The organism is Flavobacterium sp., from assembly GCF_046317795.1.
Lineage (GTDB): Bacteria > Bacteroidota > Bacteroidia > Flavobacteriales > Flavobacteriaceae > Flavobacterium.
The window spans coordinates 1-17061 of the sequence record NZ_JBKCVI010000219.1; the positions used below are offsets into that span (position 1 = coordinate 1).

The following is a 17061-nucleotide window of genomic DNA, read 5'->3' on the forward strand; positions in this document are numbered from 1 at the left end:
TTTATTATCTGGACTCTTTTCATAGTAAGATAATTTATCTACCTGAGTAACATTGCCAATGGCATAAAGAATTCCTTCAAAAATTTCATCTGTATTTTTTGATAATAAAAACTTTTCGGTGTTTTTTGTTATTTCTAATAATACTTCGCTTTTATAAAAAAGTTTTTGTTCGGACTCTATGCGCATTTGTGATTCAATTGCTATAGCAATAAGATCGGAGAGTGAACGAGCAAAATTAATATCTTCATTATCCCATTCTACAATTTTTTCTACTTTTTCAAAACATAAAATACCAATAATTTTTCCATTAATAAATATTGGAGTGTCTAGTAATGATTTAATATTGTATTTTGGAAAATAATCTAAACATAGTTCTTGAGTTATCGTATTGTTATAAACATTTGAAGCTACAATTTGTAAACCATTTTCTAAACTATTATAGTAGATTGGATATTTGTCTTTTTCAATGAAAAAGTTTTTTTCGAAACGATCAATTTGAAAATAGTAGATGCTTTCACAATGCAACCCTTCATTATTATAGGACCAATAGCTAATTCTGTCAATAGAGCAATTTTTTCCTGCGGCTTTTAGAATGTTTTTTAGTATTCCATTGAAGGTATCTTGGTTTGAATAGCTTAATGAAGTTAATTTTTTTAAAGTTTCGTTATGTATTCTAACCTTTTTACTTCTATTATAATGTTCTAGTTCTAATTTTTTTACAAAAGTAATGTCTCTAGCAATTGCCGAATATCCGATGATTTCATCGTTTTCATTTTTCTTGTAGGTTATTTTTTGTGACACCCAAACTAGTTCACCATCTTTTCTTATTAGTGGAAAAACTAAATCACCAAATTTATTCTTTTCGTCTGGGCCATCTTTATAAAAATCAATAACATAGTTTAAATATTCTTCCCCAATAAATTTATAAAACGGTTTGTTTAGTATTTCTTCCTTAGACATGCCAAGTGTACTTTCTGCAAATTGATTTACATAAGACAATTTTGCATTCAAATCTATTTCATAAATTAAATCGGCCGCCGATTCTATCAGATTTCTGTATTGATCTTTAACATTAATTTGTTCGGTTACATCTTGACCTATACCGATTAAAATATCATCAGAATATTTTTTGTCTTTCCATTGAATGTATTTAAAATCGCCATTTTTGCACTTTAATTTTCTAACATATAATCTATCATCAATAAAACTATCCTTAAAAGTCTCAGAGTTAAACTCAATGTCTTTTGTTAAATTCCAATATCCCATACCTAAAATCTCTTCAACTTCATATCCTAAAATATCCTTGATCGACTCGCTACAAAATGTTATTTCTCCTTTTTTATTAGTAGTTAAAATCAAAGAATTTCCATTATTAACTATGATGCTAGAAAAAATAAATTTATTTCGAATATCCACATTTGCTAAATATCTTGATATGTGAAAGGCAATTAAAGCAATAAAAGCTCCTGCCATTATAATAATATATTTGCTTTCGATATAATCTAATTGATAAAAAACAGCAAGTAAAATAAAAATAGAAACTACAAAAATCCAGTAATAAGTATTGCTTTCGATGACAAAATAGGAAATAAAAAAGAGTACGATTAATGTTAGAAACGTAACTATTTCAAAGGGGTTAAAAAAGACAATATATGAAATGAATGTGAAATAAATGAAATAGAAAATTGTAAAAATTTTGTTGAGATTCTTATAAAAAAAAGGGTAACTATTTCCCAAAAAATAGAATAAAAGAGATATACCACCAAAAAAATAATTACTGACTAAATAATTATGTGATGGAATATCAAAAACTACTAACAGAGTATGAATTAACGGAATTGTAATTCCAAAAAAAAGGAAATATATCCTAAATGGATCATCTTTAGGTTTAAATTCTGTATATTCAAGATTTAACGGTAGTTTTTTTTGAAAAGTTCTCCATATGGCCAAACAAAGTAATAGTATGACCGTCATTAATAATATAATTACAACGGAATTATTGGCACTATAAATAGAAAGTAATTTATTCAATAGTAAGGAAATAAAGTTAGGTTAATTAGATTAGGTAATTAAAATCAATACGTTAAAAATATAAAAAATATGTATTATAAACAGATAAACAAATGATTTTTTATGAAAACCATTTTAATAAACGTTTAATAGTTTCTAATTTTCCATTGTAAGGGGCATATCTTGTAGGTAAATCAAGCCAATTTCCTTTTTTTACAACTGCTTTGCGATGTGAAAAAATAGCAAAACTAAATTTTCCATGATAAGCTCCAATACCACTGTGACCTACACCTCCAAAAGGCAATCTTTTATTGGTAAAATGAATTAAAGTATCGTTAATACAACCTCCACCAAAAGAATAATTTTGAACTATTCTTTTTGCAAATGATTTATTTTCACTAAATATATATAATGATAATGGTTTTTCATATTTAGAAATAATTATATCCAAATCATCTTCTGTTTGATAACTTATAATAGGGAGAATTGGCCCGAAAATTTCATTTTGCATTACTAAACTATCCAAACTTGGCTCGTCTACAAGACTAGGAGCAATATAACAATCTTCATTTGAAGCTTTTCCCCCAAATAGAATTGTCTCATTTTCCAACATTGCAGCTAATCGGTTCCAATTTTTCTCATTGACAATACGTGCAAAGTCTGGGGAAATTTCGGGATTTTTACCAAAAGCATTTGTGATTTCTAGTTTTAAATTTTCAATCAATTTTTCCTTCACATTTTGATGAACCAGCAGGTAATCGGGAGCAATACAGGTTTGACCTGCGTTAAGGAATTTTCCCCATACTATTCTTTTGGCTGCCAATTTTATATTGGCACTTTCATCAACAATACAAGGGCTTTTTCCACCAAGTTCAAGTGTAACTGGCGTTAAATGGGTTGCAGCTGCTTTGGCAACAATTTTACCAACAGGAACACTTCCTGTAAAAAATATATAATCCCAGCGTTGTGTTAATAATTCTTGAGCAACATCAACACCGCCTTCAATACAAGCGACATGGTTTTTATCAAAAGTTTCACTAATAATTTTGGAAATAATTCTTGACGTATTTGGAGTTAGTTCAGAAGGTTTTAAAACCACTTGATTTCCTGCTGCTACAGCTGCAATCAAAGGCGAAAGCGCCAATTGATAGGGATAATTCCAAGGAGCAATAATTAAGACCTTTCCATAAGGTTCTTTATAAATATAATCGGTTGATGGAAAATTAAAAAAGGATGGAAAAACCATTTTGGGCTTTGCCCAATTGTGAATATTTTTTATAGTATATTTTAATTCAGCAAGAATATAGCTGGTTTCGGTTGCTACCGATTCAAATGCTGGCTTTTTGAAATCATCAAATAAAGCTTGAATAATTTCTTGTTCGTGTAACTCAACACAATTCAGCAGTTTTATTAGCGTTTGTTTTCGGTAATTTATATCATTTTTGAATATCATATCTTGATTGAATTGGTTCAGTAAGTTACTTTATTAAAAATAAAATTCAAATGTATAAAATTATAAAAAAGCATATCGAAAACCCGTATAAATATTTGCTTGTTTTCCATCTGTTAATGAAGTGATGATTGAATTGGAACCAAGATAAAACCCGGACAATCTAAATCCGAAACCTACATTGGTTCCCGAAATATCATCTGTAGAAACCGGTAGATACGCTTCAAAGAATCCTAAGTTTACTCTAGGAGTTACCGAAAAAATATTGCGGGATGTAATTTGTTCGTTACCATCGTCTTTTTTCATTTTTTGTTGCAAATACCCCGTGACATATACTTTAGGAACGATTTTAAAATCGGCATACATTGTTAATAATGTGGGTAGATTTACTTTAAAGTCGGTTTTATTTGGTATCTGCGTTAGATAGCCATTGCTTATTAAAATAGTTTCAACTTCACTCAAATTATCAACATTTTCGAATAAATTTAAATTTAATGGAGGACGTCCTTGTGTCGTAAAAGTATAATTTGTATTGTAATTATTATCGTCTTTAAAAGTCATGCTGCCCATATTTCTAACGGATAGCCCACCTTTAATTTTATATTTTTCTTTGCCATCTTTCCATTGATAGGTTACTCCAATATCCGTTGCAACTCCGTTTAGCCCACCAAAAACAGATTGGGTATAATCATTAAAGTTAGAAAAACTATCCGCTAAACTACCGGAATAAGCAACATTCAAATTTGCAGGTTGATTGGTTGTTAAAAACGCACCACTTGCGTTTTGTGTTATGGTTCCGTTTAAATTACTCAAACCAAAATTAGAGTAGGAGCCTGGAAATAAAAATTTAAGCGTAACACCAACATCCCATCGATGATTATCGTTTTCAAATACATTTCTGGACGCCGAAAAACCAACTTCACCAAAAGAAGTTCCTGATAATCGTTGATTTTCAGATTGGTTTAAAACAGAAGTATTAAGAGGTAAATCATTATTGAAAATGGCATTTCCTAAAGTGGTGTCAACATCTACAACATCAAATTTTACATTAGCTTTAGTTGTAATTCCAAATCCCCATTTTTTCCATTTCATGGCAAAACTAGGACCTAATATTTGGCCATCAATTCGCATATTAACCGATTCAGTTCCCTTAAAAATTAAGTCTTCTAAATTTGTGTCAGAAATTAAATCGTTGAAGCCAATTTTATTATTTGAAACATCAAAACTTAATCCGTAAAAATTGATTTCAAACTTTTTGGAGAGATTGGAAAACTCTGCAGGGTTAATTGTAGCGTTAAGAATTCCAACGCGATTAGAAGTGCTGATTCCTGAAAAATTATCTTGTGCAATAGCAGCAAATCCAACGAACAAACTAAAGGTTATTAATAATGTTTTCATTGTAGGTATTTTTATGTAGGGTTAAACTAAAAACGTAAAGTTACACTTTTTAATTTTTAAATAGAGTTCCAAATAGCATCATTTGGAGTTGGTGCAACAATTTCAATATTTTCTTTAGAAACAGGATGGATGAAAACCAATTTTCTTGCATGAAGATGAATGCCTCCATCCGAATTACTTCTGTCAAAACCATATTTTAAATCACCTTTGATTGGGCAGTTTATAGCAGCCAATTGTGCTCTGATTTGGTGATGTCTTCCGGTATGAAGATGGATTTCCAACGCAAAATAATTATCAAGCATTTTGATGATTTTATACTCTAAACGGGCTATTTTGCTTTCTGGAATTTCTTTAGTATGCGCTTTAGAAGTATTATTTTTTTCATTTCTTTTCAGATAATGTACTAAAGTTGCTTCTGCATTTTCAGGACGATTTTTCACAATTGCCCAATACGTTTTTTGCGTTTCTCGATTGCTAAACATTTCGTTTAATCGAGTTAATGCTTTAGAAGTTCGAGCAAAAACTACAATTCCAGTTGTTGGTCGGTCCAATCGGTGCACTACACCCAAGAACACTTCGCCAGGTTTGTTGTATTTTTCTTTAACGTACTCTTTAACAACTTCAGACAACGGTTTATCCCCCGTTTTATCTCCTTGAACGATATCGCCTACACGTTTGTTAATGACAATTAAGTGATTGTCTTCATGAAGGATTTGGAGGTTGTCTTTGGTGGAGATTATTTTCATGGTCAACTCCCCTTTTGGGGTTGGGGGGCTTAATACTGTTCATTAACATTTGGAAAATCTTTCGATTTTACATCGGCAACATAATTTCCAATAGCAGCGGTCATTTGCTCATATAAATTTAAATAACGACGCAAAAATCGGGGACTGAATTCATTGTTCATTCCGAGCATATCGTGAATGACCAATACTTGTCCATCAACACCACCACCAGCACCAATTCCGATTACGGGAATGGAAATAGTTTTAGCTACTTTTTCGGCTAATGCAGCTGGTATTTTTTCTAACACTAAGGCAAAACATCCTATGCGTTCTAATAATTTTGCATCTTCTATTAGTTTTTCGGCTTCTTCTTCTTCTTTGGCACGAACAGTGTAGGTTCCAAATTTATAGATGGATTGTGGTGTTAAACCCAAATGTCCCATTACTGGAATTCCAGCATTTAAAATCCGTTTGATACTCTCTTTAATTTCGCTTCCGCCTTCCAATTTAACAGCATGTCCACCACTTTCTTTCATTATTCTAATAGCAGATCGCAAAGCTTCTTTTGGGTCGGATTGATAACTACCAAAAGGCAAATCAACCACCACCAATGCTCTTTCTATTGCTCGAACAACTCCCGAAGCATGGTAAATCATTTGGTCAAGCGTAATAGGCAAAGTCGTTTCATGACCCGACATCACATTACTAGCGGAATCGCCAACCAAAATAACATCAACACCTGCAGAATCTACAATTTTTGCCATAGAGTAATCATAGGCAGTCAGCATCGATATTTTTTCGCCATTGGCTTTCATGTCAAATAATGACTTGGTTGTTATTCTTTTGTAATCTTTTTTAACTGTAGACATAGTTGCTCGTTTTGAAGTACAAAAGTATTAAATCTATTTTTGATGCAACAAAAGTTAGTCGCTTAATGTGAAATTATACTACTTTTGTCAAAACTGATTAGGATGTGTGCTGATGCATTTCAGTAGCGAAAGGTTCGGGCTATAAATAAACCATTTTCCTGCTTTTCGTTTCAACCTACTTGCCGGCAGGTAGGTTTTTTTAATTGCTTAGGCAATAAAAATAGGATTTTCACTTCAATCAGGGTCATGAATGAAACCGTTTGAAACTAAGCGAACTTTGCGAAACATCTTTGCGAACTTTGCAGTAAAAAAATAAAGTATGCCTAAAATATTAATCATAGAAGATGAAGTATCCATTCGTAGAGTTTTAATTAAAATACTCATTGAGGAGAGTGTTACGTATAAAGTAGATGAAGCCGAAGACGGAAAACTTGGATACGAAAAAATCAAAAACAACGATTACGATTTGGTTTTATGTGACATCAAAATGCCAAAAATGGATGGTGTAGAACTACTTGAAGCCGTAAAAAAAATAAAACCCGAAATTCCAATGGTCATGATTTCTGGTCATGGCGATATGGAAACCGCTATTCAAACGATGCGTCTTGGTGCTTTTGATTACATCTCAAAACCGCCAGATTTAAACCGTCTTTTAAATACTGTTCGCAATGCATTAGACAAAAAACAACTGGTTGTTGAAAATAAAATTTTAAAGAAAAAAGTTTCCAAAAACTACGAAATTATTGGTGGAAGTGAGGCAATCAATCAAATCAAGTTGATGATAGAAAAAGTAGCTAAAACCGACGCTAGAGTTTTAATTACGGGGCCAAACGGAACCGGAAAAGAACTGGTAGCGCATCAATTACATCAAAAAAGCGAAAGAGCAAATGCTCCAATCATTGAAGTAAATTGTGCTGCTATTCCATCAGAATTAATAGAAAGCGAATTGTTTGGTCACGTCAAAGGCGCTTTTACATCAGCCGTAAAAGATAGAGCTGGAAAATTTGAAGCTGCTGATGGTGGCACTATTTTCCTAGATGAAATTGGCGATATGAGTTTGGCAGCTCAAGCCAAAGTACTAAGAGCATTGCAAGAAAGTTTAATTCAAAGAGTAGGAGCAGACAAAGACATCAAAGTAGATGTTCGTGTTATTGCAGCTACCAATAAAGATTTGAAAAAAGAAATTGCTGAAGGTCGATTTCGTGAAGATTTATATCATCGTTTAGCGGTTATTTTAATAAAAGTTCCAGCGTTGAATGATAGGAGAGATGATATTCCATTATTAATAGAACATTTCGCAACCAAAATTGCCGAAGAACAAGGAAACACATCCAAGTCATTCTCTAATGATGCTATCAAATTATTACAAGAATACGATTGGACTGGAAATATTAGAGAACTACGAAACGTGGTTGAACGCTTAATTATCCTTGGGGGAAACGAAATTTCAGAAACGGATGTGAAGTTGTTTGCTAGTAAATAAACAAGTTCCGAGTTAAGGCTTTCGAGTTAACTTTGAACTCGCAACCTTTAACCCGCAACTAAATTAATATGAATTTAAAAAAAATAAACCCAAATCTTCAAAAAGCGCTCATTGAAAACGGTCTAACCGAAGCCAATGAAATGCAGCAGGAAACATTTTCTACTATAAAAAGTGGTGCTGATGCGGTAATTCAATCGGTTGGAGGCAGTGGAAAATCGACTACAATTGTGATAAATGTATTGCAGCGAATGGAAAAATCTATTGGCGAAAGTACCAGAGTTCTAATTATCGTTGAGAATAAAGAGAAAGTTTTGGAAATGGAAGCACTTTTTTTAAAATTTGGAACTTATCATGATTTAAGTATTTTAGGCGTTCATGACAAAGGTGATATCGATTATGATAAAAATATCATTTCGTTAGGATTGGATGTGCTGATAGGTACTCCAAACAAAATAAATGCCATGTTCTCCTCGGCTGGATTTAATATCAATACCATAAAAATGTTGATTATTGACGATGCTGATATTCTTTTTAGAAACCGAATGGATGCAATAATTTTACGATTATCCAATAGCATCGAAAAAACACAACGATTGTTTTTTTGTTCCCAAATCACAGAGAGAGTAGCAGTATTAGCTGAAAAAATCATGATAGAACCCACTTTCTTTGAAATGGAGGAATAACAATCTTTGTTTAGTCAATCTTAAACTTTAAACCACAAACCATAAACCATAAACCACAAACCACAAACCACAAAACACAAACCACAAACCACAAACCACAAACCAAAATCATGGGCTTAATAAAAATTTTTTCAGGTAAGGAAATCTTAGCGTTGTCATTGCAACAAAAAATAGAAGGAATAGGTGTAAACACAGTGATTCGCAACAACAATCAGGCAAATGTATTGCCAAGTATTCAACCCGAAAAAGCTGTTGAGCTTTTCATTCAGGAAATTGATTTTGGAAAAGCCAATCCAGTTATTGAAGAGTTTCGTTTGAGTATTTAAAATTTGTATATTTGTTTTCATATAATTTTTTCTATGGATATAGCTTCAAAAAAAATCGAATTGATGGATTGGTTACTTCATATTAACGATGAAAGTAAATTAAATAAGATTTTGGCACTAAAATCAGTTTTAGACAAAGCAGTTGTTGCACATACTATTAGTGGTTATCCAGTTGATAGACAAGAATATATTAAAATGGTAAAGGAAGCTGATGAAAGAATTTCATCGGGTAAATTTACTACAATTGAAGATTTAGAAAAAGAAATTGAGAATTGGTAGCATGCAAAATCCAATTAAAATTTATTGGGATAATCAAGCTAAAGCCAATTTGAAATTAATATATGAATTCATCAAATTAAAATCACTACTAGGCGCAAGAAATGTGATAAAAGATATAGTTTCACAAAGCAAAAACATTCATTTTACTGAACAATACCAAGTAGATGAAATACTTGGAGAGCCATATAGAAGAATGATTGTTCGTGATTATAAAATCATTTATAAAATTCAGTCTAAAACTGAAATCAGAATACTTCAAATTTTTGATTGTCGTCAAAATCCAATAAAACTAAAAAGTAATTAAAAGCCAATCCAGTTATTGAAGAATTTCGTTTGAGTATTTAGTATGAAAAAAATAATCAGGATATTGCCTTTTTTTCTTTTTATAGTCACGCTTGACCGTTTTATGTTTTTACCCGGCAGAATGGATGCTACATGGGAATTCGAAAAAGGTACTTATATGGGAGATTATATCACATTTGGAAATATTAATATCCTAAATAATTTTGAAATTCAAATTCAGAAATCAGGTGAATTAAATGAATGTTATCTTTTAGGATGTTATTTTGGCAATTTGTATTTACTTGATAAACAAACTTTAAAATATACAAAATATGTTGAATTGGATGAAAGTACTTTTATGAATTAGTTATTTAAATAGCTTCAATCTACTAATTACTAGGGAAATAGAAACTCAAAAAACTCAATTACAGCAAATGAATACTTCAAATTTTTGATTGTCGTCAAAATCCAATAAAATTTAAAAAGTAATTAAAAGCAAATGCAATAAAAGAAGAATTTCGATTGAGTATTTAAAATTCTATATTTGCCGCTTTAAAAAATTAGTAGTTTGAAGTCTTCCAACTTCTAACTTACAACTTCCAACTAAATAAAAATGATTACAGTTAACGATATCTCCGTTCAATTTGGCGGAACCACTCTTTTCAGCGATGTTTCTTTTGCTATTAATGAAAATGATAAAATTGCCCTAATGGGTAAAAACGGAGCCGGAAAATCAACACTTTTAAAGATTATTGCTGGCGAAGCAAAACCGTCGAGCGGAAATATTTCGGCACCAAAAGATGCTGTTATTGCTTATTTGCCGCAGCATTTGTTAACGACAGATGGTGCAACTGTGATGGAAGAAACGTCCAAAGCATTTGGCGAAATCTTTAAAATGAAGGCAGAAATTGATGAGATTAATGAGCAATTAACCATTCGCACCGACTATGAAAGTGATGATTACATGAAATTAATTGAAAGAGTTTCAGACCTAAGCGAAAAATTCTATGCTATTGAAGAAATCAATTATGAAGCCGAAGTAGAAAAAATCCTTGTAGGATTAGGATTTGAAAGAGAAGATTTCAATCGTCAAACTTCGGAGTTTTCTGGAGGATGGAGAATGCGAATTGAATTAGCCAAAATACTATTGCAAAAACCCGATTTGATTTTGCTTGATGAACCCACCAATCATATGGATATTGAAAGTATACAATGGTTGGAAGATTTTTTGATTAATTCGGCAAAAGCTGTTGTAGTAATTTCACATGATAGAGCATTTGTTGATAATATTACCAACCGAACCATTGAAGTCACAATGGGAAGAATTTATGACTACAAAGCCAAATATTCTCATTACCTCGAACTTCGAAAAGACCGACGAATTCATCAGCAAAAAGCGTATGATGAGCAACAAAAAATGATTGCTGAAAACCAAGAGTTTATTGACCGTTTTAAAGGTACTTTTTCAAAAACGTTGTCGGTACAATCACGTGTAAAGATGTTAGAGAAAATAGTGCCAGTTGAAATTGATGAAATTGATACTTCGGCATTGAAATTAAAATTTCCTCCCTCCATTCGTTCAGGTCAATATCCTGTTATTGTAAAGGATTTGACAAAATCTTATGGTGACCACTTGATTTTTAAAGACGCCAATATAGTAATAGAACGAGGCGATAAAGTAGCTTTTGTGGGCAAAAATGGAGAAGGAAAATCAACCATGATTAAAGCCATTATGAAAGAAATTGAAATCAATGGTGGTTCAGTAGAAATTGGGCACAACGCCATGATTGGTTATTTTGCTCAAAATCAAGCATCACTTTTAGATGAAAATGCAACTATTTTTTCAACTATTGATGATATTGCTGTAGGCGATGTGCGTACTAAAATTAAAGATATCTTAGGTGCTTTTATGTTTCATGGCGATGATGTGACCAAGAAAGTAAAAGTACTTTCGGGCGGCGAAAAGACACGTTTGGCTATGATAAAATTATTATTGGAACCAGTCAATTTGTTAATTCTTGATGAACCATCGAACCACTTAGACATGAAAACAAAAGACATTATAAAAGATGCCTTGCGCGATTTTGATGGCACGTTAATTTTGGTTTCACACGATAGAGATTTTCTAGATGGTTTGGCAACCAAAGTTTTTGAATTTGGACACAAACGAGTAAAAGAACATTTTGAAGATATAAAAGGTTTCCTAACCCTCAAGAAAATGGAAAGTTTAAGGGAGATTGAAAAGTAAAGATAAATTTTGTAATTTTGTATTCAATAATATTTTTAATAATAATTAAATTAAAAAATAAAAATGAAAAATATTTTTTTACCAATAGTTATTCTACTTACAAGTTTGTTTAGTATATCGGCATTTTCTCAAACTGATTCTGATGCCAAAGGATTAGGGTTGCCAGGCGATGGTTTAGATCTTTATGCTGTTTTGGAAGTTTTCCAAAAGTCAAAAACCATTGAAGATTTTGAGAAAACACTTAATGATGATAAATCAAAAATCAATAATTTGGATTTAGACAATGATAAAAAAGTAGATTTTATTAAAGTAGTTACCAATAAAGATGGAGATAATTTTTCATTTGTACTTCAAGTTCCGATAAACAAATCTGAAACACAAGATATAGCGGTTATTTTAGTTTCAAAAGATAAAAGTAATAATGTTTCAATTCAGATTGTAGGCGATGAAGAGTTGTATGGTAAAGATTATGTTATTGAACCAAGTGGAAACAAAGAAAACAATACTGCTAATCCAGGATATTCAGGAAGTAATGTTGGGGAACAAGTTATTACTGCAGCTCAAACTCCAACTACAACTACAACAACTGTTGTTGTGGTTCAATCTGCTCCTATTGTACAATATGTTTATTCGCCAATGTATGTGCCTTATTTTCCTCCTTATTATTATGGATACTATCCTCCCTATTTTCGTCCATGGTATCCTTTAACTTTTGGTATTTATTGGTCTAACCATTCATATTGTCATGGAGGTTATTATGGTGGTTATCGTGGTAATGTAAATATTAATGTTAATAATTTTAATCATTATAATAATTATAATAATAATTACAGAAATAGGTCAACAACTGTTAATAATTACAATAGAAATGGTAACTATAGAAATAATGGAAACGTGAGTAGCAGACCATCAAATCGTACTTCAACTTCAAATCGTGCTTCGACTTCAAATCGTGCTTCTGGAAATACCTCATCAAACCGTGCTTCAAAAGGTAATTCTTCTTCATCAAACCGAGCTTCAATGAATAATAATTCTGCTTCGTCAAACCGAGCGTCAATGAATAATAACTCATCAGCTACAAATAGAGCTTCAACTTCTTCATCTTCCAACAGAGCATCAAATATGTCATCTTCGGCTTCAAACCGAGCATCGATGAATAATAATGCTACTTCATCAAATCGAGCATCAAATATGTCATCTTCGGCTTCAAACCGAGCATCATCAAGTTCTTACTCTCGTCCATCAAGTGGTTCTGGCTCATTTAGCGGTGGAAATCGTAGCTCAAGCAGCAGTAGAAGTTATGGTGGTGGAGGTGCAAGTAGTCTTGGCGGTGGAAGCCGAGGCGGTGGCGGAAGAAGATAATTTATTTATTTATAATCAAGCTATAAATATCAGTTACTAAAACTTCGGAATCAGTATCTTCACAAAGCAGCAACTCTAGTTGAGTTGCTGTTTTTTTATACAATGTCAATCCTTCAAATTTATGTTTATCTGAAATTTGATAATTGAACTCAAGGTTAAATGTTTTTAAATCAATGCAACCAATGATGCTTCCCAACACTTCTCCATCATCATAAGTTGAGCTAGTGTCTTCAGCAGCAGCCAGAAAGTAAATTTTATCTTCTACCAAAATCGCATCGGTAAATGTGGTTTCTACATTTTTTATATTAGGTAATTCAAATGGAATGAATTTAAATTTTGGATTATCGAGTTCATCATCGGCATAAATAATTCTGTTCTTACTATTGCCACCATTACCACGTTGAAACAAGAAGATTTTTTTATCATTTAAAATTAATCCTTCAATATTGAGTTCATCTTCTTTTATTTCAAGTTCCGATTTAAGTTTTCTGTAAAATTCTTCAAAACTTTTTTCTTTTATTTTTTTAGAATTGATATTGTATTTAAAAAGTTGATTTCTTCTGTCTGTTGAACCAGAAGCTAATAGGACTAAGTTATTGCCTTTTAAAGTTATCGATTCAAAATCGGGCTTCTCCTTTTTGATGATATTATCTTTTGGATTTTCAACTAATGCAATTTTGTCTAATCTTTTGTTCAATATATTGTATTCATACAAAAAAGTACTATTATCAGAAATGATATAAAGTTTATCTTGATGATAGACTAAACCGGATGCTGAACCAATCCCAATAATTTTGAATAATACTGAAAGTTGAAATTTTTCCATAAGTTTACAAATATAAAAACTAAGTGTATGCAAAATATAAATCCCGAAGATTTTAGAGTAAAAGCTCCAATTGATTTGTCAAAAATTCCAACAGAACTCTCAATGAATACCAGTAAAAGTGATGAAGAAACTGCTCTTGACGAAATTCAAAAGAAGCTAAGTTTGAAACAAGATGCGATGTATGCACACAACCGTCATGCTTTTTTAATTTGTCTGCAAGGCATGGATACGAGTGGTAAAGACAGTTTGATTCGCGAAGTTTTCAAAGAGTTTAATCCGAGAGGTGTTGTAGTGCATAGTTTTAAAACGCCCAATTCTACTGAGTTAGAACACGATTATTTGTGGCGGCATTATTTGGCTTTACCCGAAAAAGGAAAGTTTGCTGTTTTTAACCGAACCCATTATGAAAATGTTTTGGTAACGCGCGTTCATCCCGAATATATCTTATTTGAAAACCTACCTGGAATTGAGAAAGTGGAGGATATTACGCCACAGTTTTGGGAAAACAGAATGGAGCAAATCAATAATTTCGAAAAACATATCGCTCAAAACGGAACAACAATTTTGAAGTTTTATTTCCATATGAGTAAAGAGGAGCAACGCAAACGATTGCTAAAACGCTTGGAACAACCTGAAGACCAGTGGAAGTTTTCGACAGGTGATTTAAAAGAAAGAGAGCTTTGGGATGATTATATGAAATATTATGAAGAAGCCATCAACCAGACTTCTAAAAGCTATGCTCCATGGTTCATTATTCCTGCAGACGATAAAGGAATTGCACGTTATATAGTTGCCAAAATTATTTGGAAAGAACTTCAAAAATTGACTGATATAAAAGAACCTGAATTGGATCCAAAAATAAAAGCGCATATCGATTTGTATAAAGACCAACTGAAGTAATAATACCACTTATCTTTTCCAATTCAAAAATGAACAACGTGAATTTATCCCAATATACCAAAGAGTTCTCCTATAATCTAAAATTGGCCTATCCAGTAATTATTGGGATGCTTGGTCATACGCTAATTGGTATTGTCGATAATATTATGGTTGGCCAATTAGGTTCAACCGAATTGGCTGCTGTTTCATTAGGAAATAGTTTGATTTTCATCGCCATGTCAATTGGTATTGGATTCTCTACGGCCATTACTCCAATGATAGCCGAAGCGGATGCTGAAAATAACAGTCCAAAAATTCGTTCTATATTTCATCATGGTTTGTTTTTGTGTATCATTTTAGGTTTTATGCTATTCGGATTGGTATTGCTAGCCAAACCCATTATGGAATTACTGCATCAACCCAAAGAAGTTATTGCTTTAGCCAGTCCCTTTTTAAATTGGGTGGCTTTTTCTTTAGTGCCCCTAATTGTGTATCAAGGGTATAAGCAATTTGCAGACGGTTTGTCATTGACAAAAGTTTCGATGTATGCTATCGTAATGGCAAACATTCTTCATGTCATCATTAATTATCTTTTAATTTATGGTATTTGGATTTTCCCAAAAATGGGTATTCTCGGGGCTGGTTTAGGAACCGTATTATCCCGTATTGCCATGGTCACTTTTATGCACATCATTTTATCACGAAAAGAGCAATTAAAACAGTACTTCTGTGATTTTAGTTTTGATGAAGTTAAGAAAGAAATGCTACAAAAAATCATCAATCTTGGCTTTCCTTCGGCCATGCAGATGCTTTTTGAAGTAGTCTTGTTTACCGCAGCTATTTGGCTTTGTGGTACTATTGGAAAAACCAGTCAAGCAGCAAATCAAATAGCGTTGAGTTTGGCTTCTATGACCTTTATGTTTGCCATGGGATTGAGTGTGGTTGCTATGATTAGAATTAGTCAACAAAAAGGGTTGAAAGAATACAAACAGTTAATTGTTGTTGCACGTTCCATATTTTTGCTAGCTATTATTATAGAAATTGTTTTTGCTCTACTATTTGTTATACTGCATCAAATTTTACCTTATTTGTTTCTTAATATGGAAAATCAAGGGCAACTACTAGACAATCAAGAAGTAATTAGCATTGCGGCCAAATTACTTTTGGTAGCCGCAGTTTTCCAAATTTCGGACGGAATACAAGTGGTTGTTTTGGGCGCTTTACGTGGTTTACAAGATGTGAAAATCCCCATGTACATTACATTTGTTGCGTATTGGGTTGTAGGTTTTCCAATTTCATTATATTTGGGAGAATATACGTCTCTTAAAGCTGTTGGAGTTTGGATAGGATTATTAGCCGGACTAACTGCAGCGGCAATTTTTCTTTTTATTCGATTTCATTATTTGACTAAAAAGTTAGTTGTTGAAAATGCTTCCCAATAATTTGTAACTTCCCAAAGAGTGTTACGTATAACCAGCGTATAATTTAAAATTTTATAAAATGATACTTTCATTTATTATTGGTATTATCTTAATCATTATCAGTTTCACACTAAAAAATAATGAAAACCCTATTGCAAAATTTGCCAATCTTTTTAAAATATTCGGCATTGTTATTATCTTGATTGGTTTGTTATCGTCATCGTTTAAACAAATAGATGCCGGAAAATTAGGTGTGAAATCATTATTTGGAAAGGTACAACCCGATGTTTTGGTCAGTGGTTTGCATATGGTCAATCCCTTATTAGACATTACCATTTTTGATGCGCAAACCCAAAACTATACCATGTCGGCCATTCATGATGAAGGCGACAAAGATGGAGACGATGCTATTAGAGTACTATCTAATGACGGATTAGAAGTCGTAATTGATTTAACGGTTTTATATAGAGTCTTACCTCAAGATGCTCCAAAAATTTTAAAAAGTATTGGTGAAAATTATACCGATAAAATTGTTAGACCAGTTACCAGAACACGAATTCGTGATAACGCAGTTTATTATGATGCAGTCGCATTATATTCAACAAAAAGAGGTGAATTTCAACAACGAATAACGAAAAGTATAGAAACCGATTTTAAATCAAGAGGTTTAGTCTTGGAGCAATTATTAATTCGAAACATTAATCTTCCTGCATCTGTAAAAACCACAATCGAAAGTAAAATTAATGCCGAACAAGAAGCACAAAAAATGCAGTTTGTACTACAAAAAGAAAAGCAAGAAGCCGAGCGTAAAAGAGTAGAA

General features: G+C 32.2%; 17 protein-coding genes. 11 read left to right on the plus strand and 6 right to left on the minus strand.

From position 1 onward, the window contains the following. From ACK5ON_RS12845 to panB, 5 genes are all read right to left on the minus strand, one after another. A partial coding sequence (locus ACK5ON_RS12845) for a PAS domain S-box protein (protein ID WP_409823207.1) occupies positions 1–1473 on the minus strand: 1473 nt, incomplete at its 3' end. A 658-nt stretch (positions 1474–2131) separates the two neighbouring features. Continuing rightward, a complete protein-coding gene (locus tag ACK5ON_RS12850; RefSeq protein ID WP_409823211.1) occupies positions 2132–3463 on the minus strand; it encodes an aldehyde dehydrogenase in 1332 nt (443 codons plus the stop codon). 60 nt (positions 3464–3523) lie between these two features. Continuing rightward, entirely contained in the window at positions 3524–4858 is a 1335-nt protein-coding gene (locus tag ACK5ON_RS12855) for a hypothetical protein (protein ID WP_409823215.1), read from the minus strand. Between the two features lie 56 nt (positions 4859–4914). Next, a complete protein-coding gene (locus tag ACK5ON_RS12860; RefSeq protein WP_409823218.1) occupies positions 4915–5604 on the minus strand; it encodes an RluA family pseudouridine synthase in 690 nt (229 codons plus the stop codon). A 29-nt stretch (positions 5605–5633) separates the two neighbouring features. Continuing rightward, positions 5634–6452: a 3-methyl-2-oxobutanoate hydroxymethyltransferase gene (gene panB, locus ACK5ON_RS12865; protein WP_409823221.1), complete on the minus strand. Its 819-nt coding sequence runs from the start codon at positions 6450–6452 to the stop codon at positions 5634–5636. A gap of 319 nt (positions 6453–6771) precedes the next feature. On the opposite strand from panB, the gene ACK5ON_RS12870 reads away from it, so the two are divergent. The 8 genes from ACK5ON_RS12870 (at position 6772) to ACK5ON_RS12905 (ending at position 13115) form a co-directional block, all read left to right on the plus strand. Further along, the gene (locus ACK5ON_RS12870; RefSeq protein ID WP_396174470.1) at positions 6772–7935 is read left to right on the plus strand and encodes a sigma-54-dependent transcriptional regulator; all 1164 of its coding nucleotides are present in this window, start codon (positions 6772–6774) and stop codon (positions 7933–7935) included. A gap of 68 nt (positions 7936–8003) precedes the next feature. Beyond that, the gene (locus ACK5ON_RS12875; RefSeq protein WP_396174469.1) at positions 8004–8618 is read left to right on the plus strand and encodes a DEAD/DEAH box helicase; all 615 of its coding nucleotides are present in this window, start codon (positions 8004–8006) and stop codon (positions 8616–8618) included. Positions 8619–8728: 110 nt separating this feature from the next. Beyond that, on the plus strand, positions 8729–8944 hold the full coding sequence (locus ACK5ON_RS12880) for a DUF2007 domain-containing protein (protein WP_396174467.1): 216 nt from the start codon (positions 8729–8731) through the stop codon (positions 8942–8944). 63 nt (positions 8945–9007) lie between these two features. Further along, a complete protein-coding gene (locus ACK5ON_RS12885) occupies positions 9008–9223 on the plus strand; it encodes a hypothetical protein (RefSeq protein WP_396174466.1) in 216 nt (71 codons plus the stop codon). 1 nt (position 9224) lies between these two features. After that, entirely contained in the window at positions 9225–9527 is a 303-nt protein-coding gene (locus ACK5ON_RS12890; protein WP_396174464.1) for a type II toxin-antitoxin system RelE/ParE family toxin, read from the plus strand. A gap of 42 nt (positions 9528–9569) precedes the next feature. Further along, entirely contained in the window at positions 9570–9872 is a 303-nt protein-coding gene (locus ACK5ON_RS12895) for a hypothetical protein (protein ID WP_396174462.1), read from the plus strand. A gap of 246 nt (positions 9873–10118) precedes the next feature. Next, positions 10119–11753, plus strand: coding sequence for an ABC-F family ATP-binding cassette domain-containing protein (locus ACK5ON_RS12900; protein WP_409823228.1), 1635 nt, complete (start codon positions 10119–10121; stop codon positions 11751–11753). A gap of 63 nt (positions 11754–11816) precedes the next feature. Further along, positions 11817–13115 (plus strand): hypothetical protein, encoded by a 1299-nt coding sequence (locus ACK5ON_RS12905; protein WP_409823231.1) that lies wholly within the window; start codon positions 11817–11819, stop codon positions 13113–13115. 1 nt (position 13116) lies between these two features. On the opposite strand, the gene ACK5ON_RS12910 is transcribed toward ACK5ON_RS12905, so the two are convergent. Next, positions 13117–13941: a DUF6929 family protein gene (locus ACK5ON_RS12910; RefSeq protein ID WP_409823234.1), complete on the minus strand. Its 825-nt coding sequence runs from the start codon at positions 13939–13941 to the stop codon at positions 13117–13119. A gap of 27 nt (positions 13942–13968) precedes the next feature. Between ACK5ON_RS12910 and ACK5ON_RS12915 the strand changes: the two genes are divergently transcribed. The 3 genes from ACK5ON_RS12915 to ACK5ON_RS12925 form a co-directional block, all read left to right on the plus strand. Then, positions 13969–14841 (plus strand): PPK2 family polyphosphate kinase, encoded by an 873-nt coding sequence (locus ACK5ON_RS12915; protein ID WP_409823236.1) that lies wholly within the window; start codon positions 13969–13971, stop codon positions 14839–14841. 38 nt (positions 14842–14879) lie between these two features. Further along, positions 14880–16262 (plus strand): MATE family efflux transporter, encoded by a 1383-nt coding sequence (locus ACK5ON_RS12920; RefSeq protein WP_409823242.1) that lies wholly within the window; start codon positions 14880–14882, stop codon positions 16260–16262. A gap of 58 nt (positions 16263–16320) precedes the next feature. Continuing rightward, positions 16321–17061 (plus strand): prohibitin family protein (locus tag ACK5ON_RS12925; protein WP_409823239.1); only part of this gene is annotated, 741 nt, incomplete at its 3' end.

Coding starts and splice junctions, on each gene's coding strand:
- ACK5ON_RS12915 (WP_409823236.1), top strand. CDS start 13,969: ATGCAAAATATAAATCCCGAAGATTTTAGAGTAAAAGCTCCAATTGAT.
- ACK5ON_RS12870 (WP_396174470.1), top strand. CDS start 6,772: ATGCCTAAAATATTAATCATAGAAGATGAAGTATCCATTCGTAGAGTT.
- ACK5ON_RS12885 (WP_396174466.1), top strand. CDS start 9,008: ATGGATTGGTTACTTCATATTAACGATGAAAGTAAATTAAATAAGATT.
- ACK5ON_RS12855 (WP_409823215.1), bottom strand. CDS start 4,858: ATGAAAACATTATTAATAACCTTTAGTTTGTTCGTTGGATTTGCTGCT.
- ACK5ON_RS12890 (WP_396174464.1), top strand. CDS start 9,225: ATGCAAAATCCAATTAAAATTTATTGGGATAATCAAGCTAAAGCCAAT.
- ACK5ON_RS12875 (WP_396174469.1), top strand. CDS start 8,004: ATGAATTTAAAAAAAATAAACCCAAATCTTCAAAAAGCGCTCATTGAA.
- ACK5ON_RS12850 (WP_409823211.1), bottom strand. CDS start 3,463: ATGATATTCAAAAATGATATAAATTACCGAAAACAAACGCTAATAAAA.
- ACK5ON_RS12895 (WP_396174462.1), top strand. CDS start 9,570: ATGAAAAAAATAATCAGGATATTGCCTTTTTTTCTTTTTATAGTCACG.
- ACK5ON_RS12905 (WP_409823231.1), top strand. CDS start 11,817: ATGAAAAATATTTTTTTACCAATAGTTATTCTACTTACAAGTTTGTTT.
- ACK5ON_RS12880 (WP_396174467.1), top strand. CDS start 8,729: ATGGGCTTAATAAAAATTTTTTCAGGTAAGGAAATCTTAGCGTTGTCA.
- ACK5ON_RS12860 (WP_409823218.1), bottom strand. CDS start 5,604: ATGAAAATAATCTCCACCAAAGACAACCTCCAAATCCTTCATGAAGAC.
- ACK5ON_RS12910 (WP_409823234.1), bottom strand. CDS start 13,941: ATGGAAAAATTTCAACTTTCAGTATTATTCAAAATTATTGGGATTGGT.
- ACK5ON_RS12900 (WP_409823228.1), top strand. CDS start 10,119: ATGATTACAGTTAACGATATCTCCGTTCAATTTGGCGGAACCACTCTT.
- panB (WP_409823221.1), bottom strand. CDS start 6,452: ATGTCTACAGTTAAAAAAGATTACAAAAGAATAACAACCAAGTCATTA.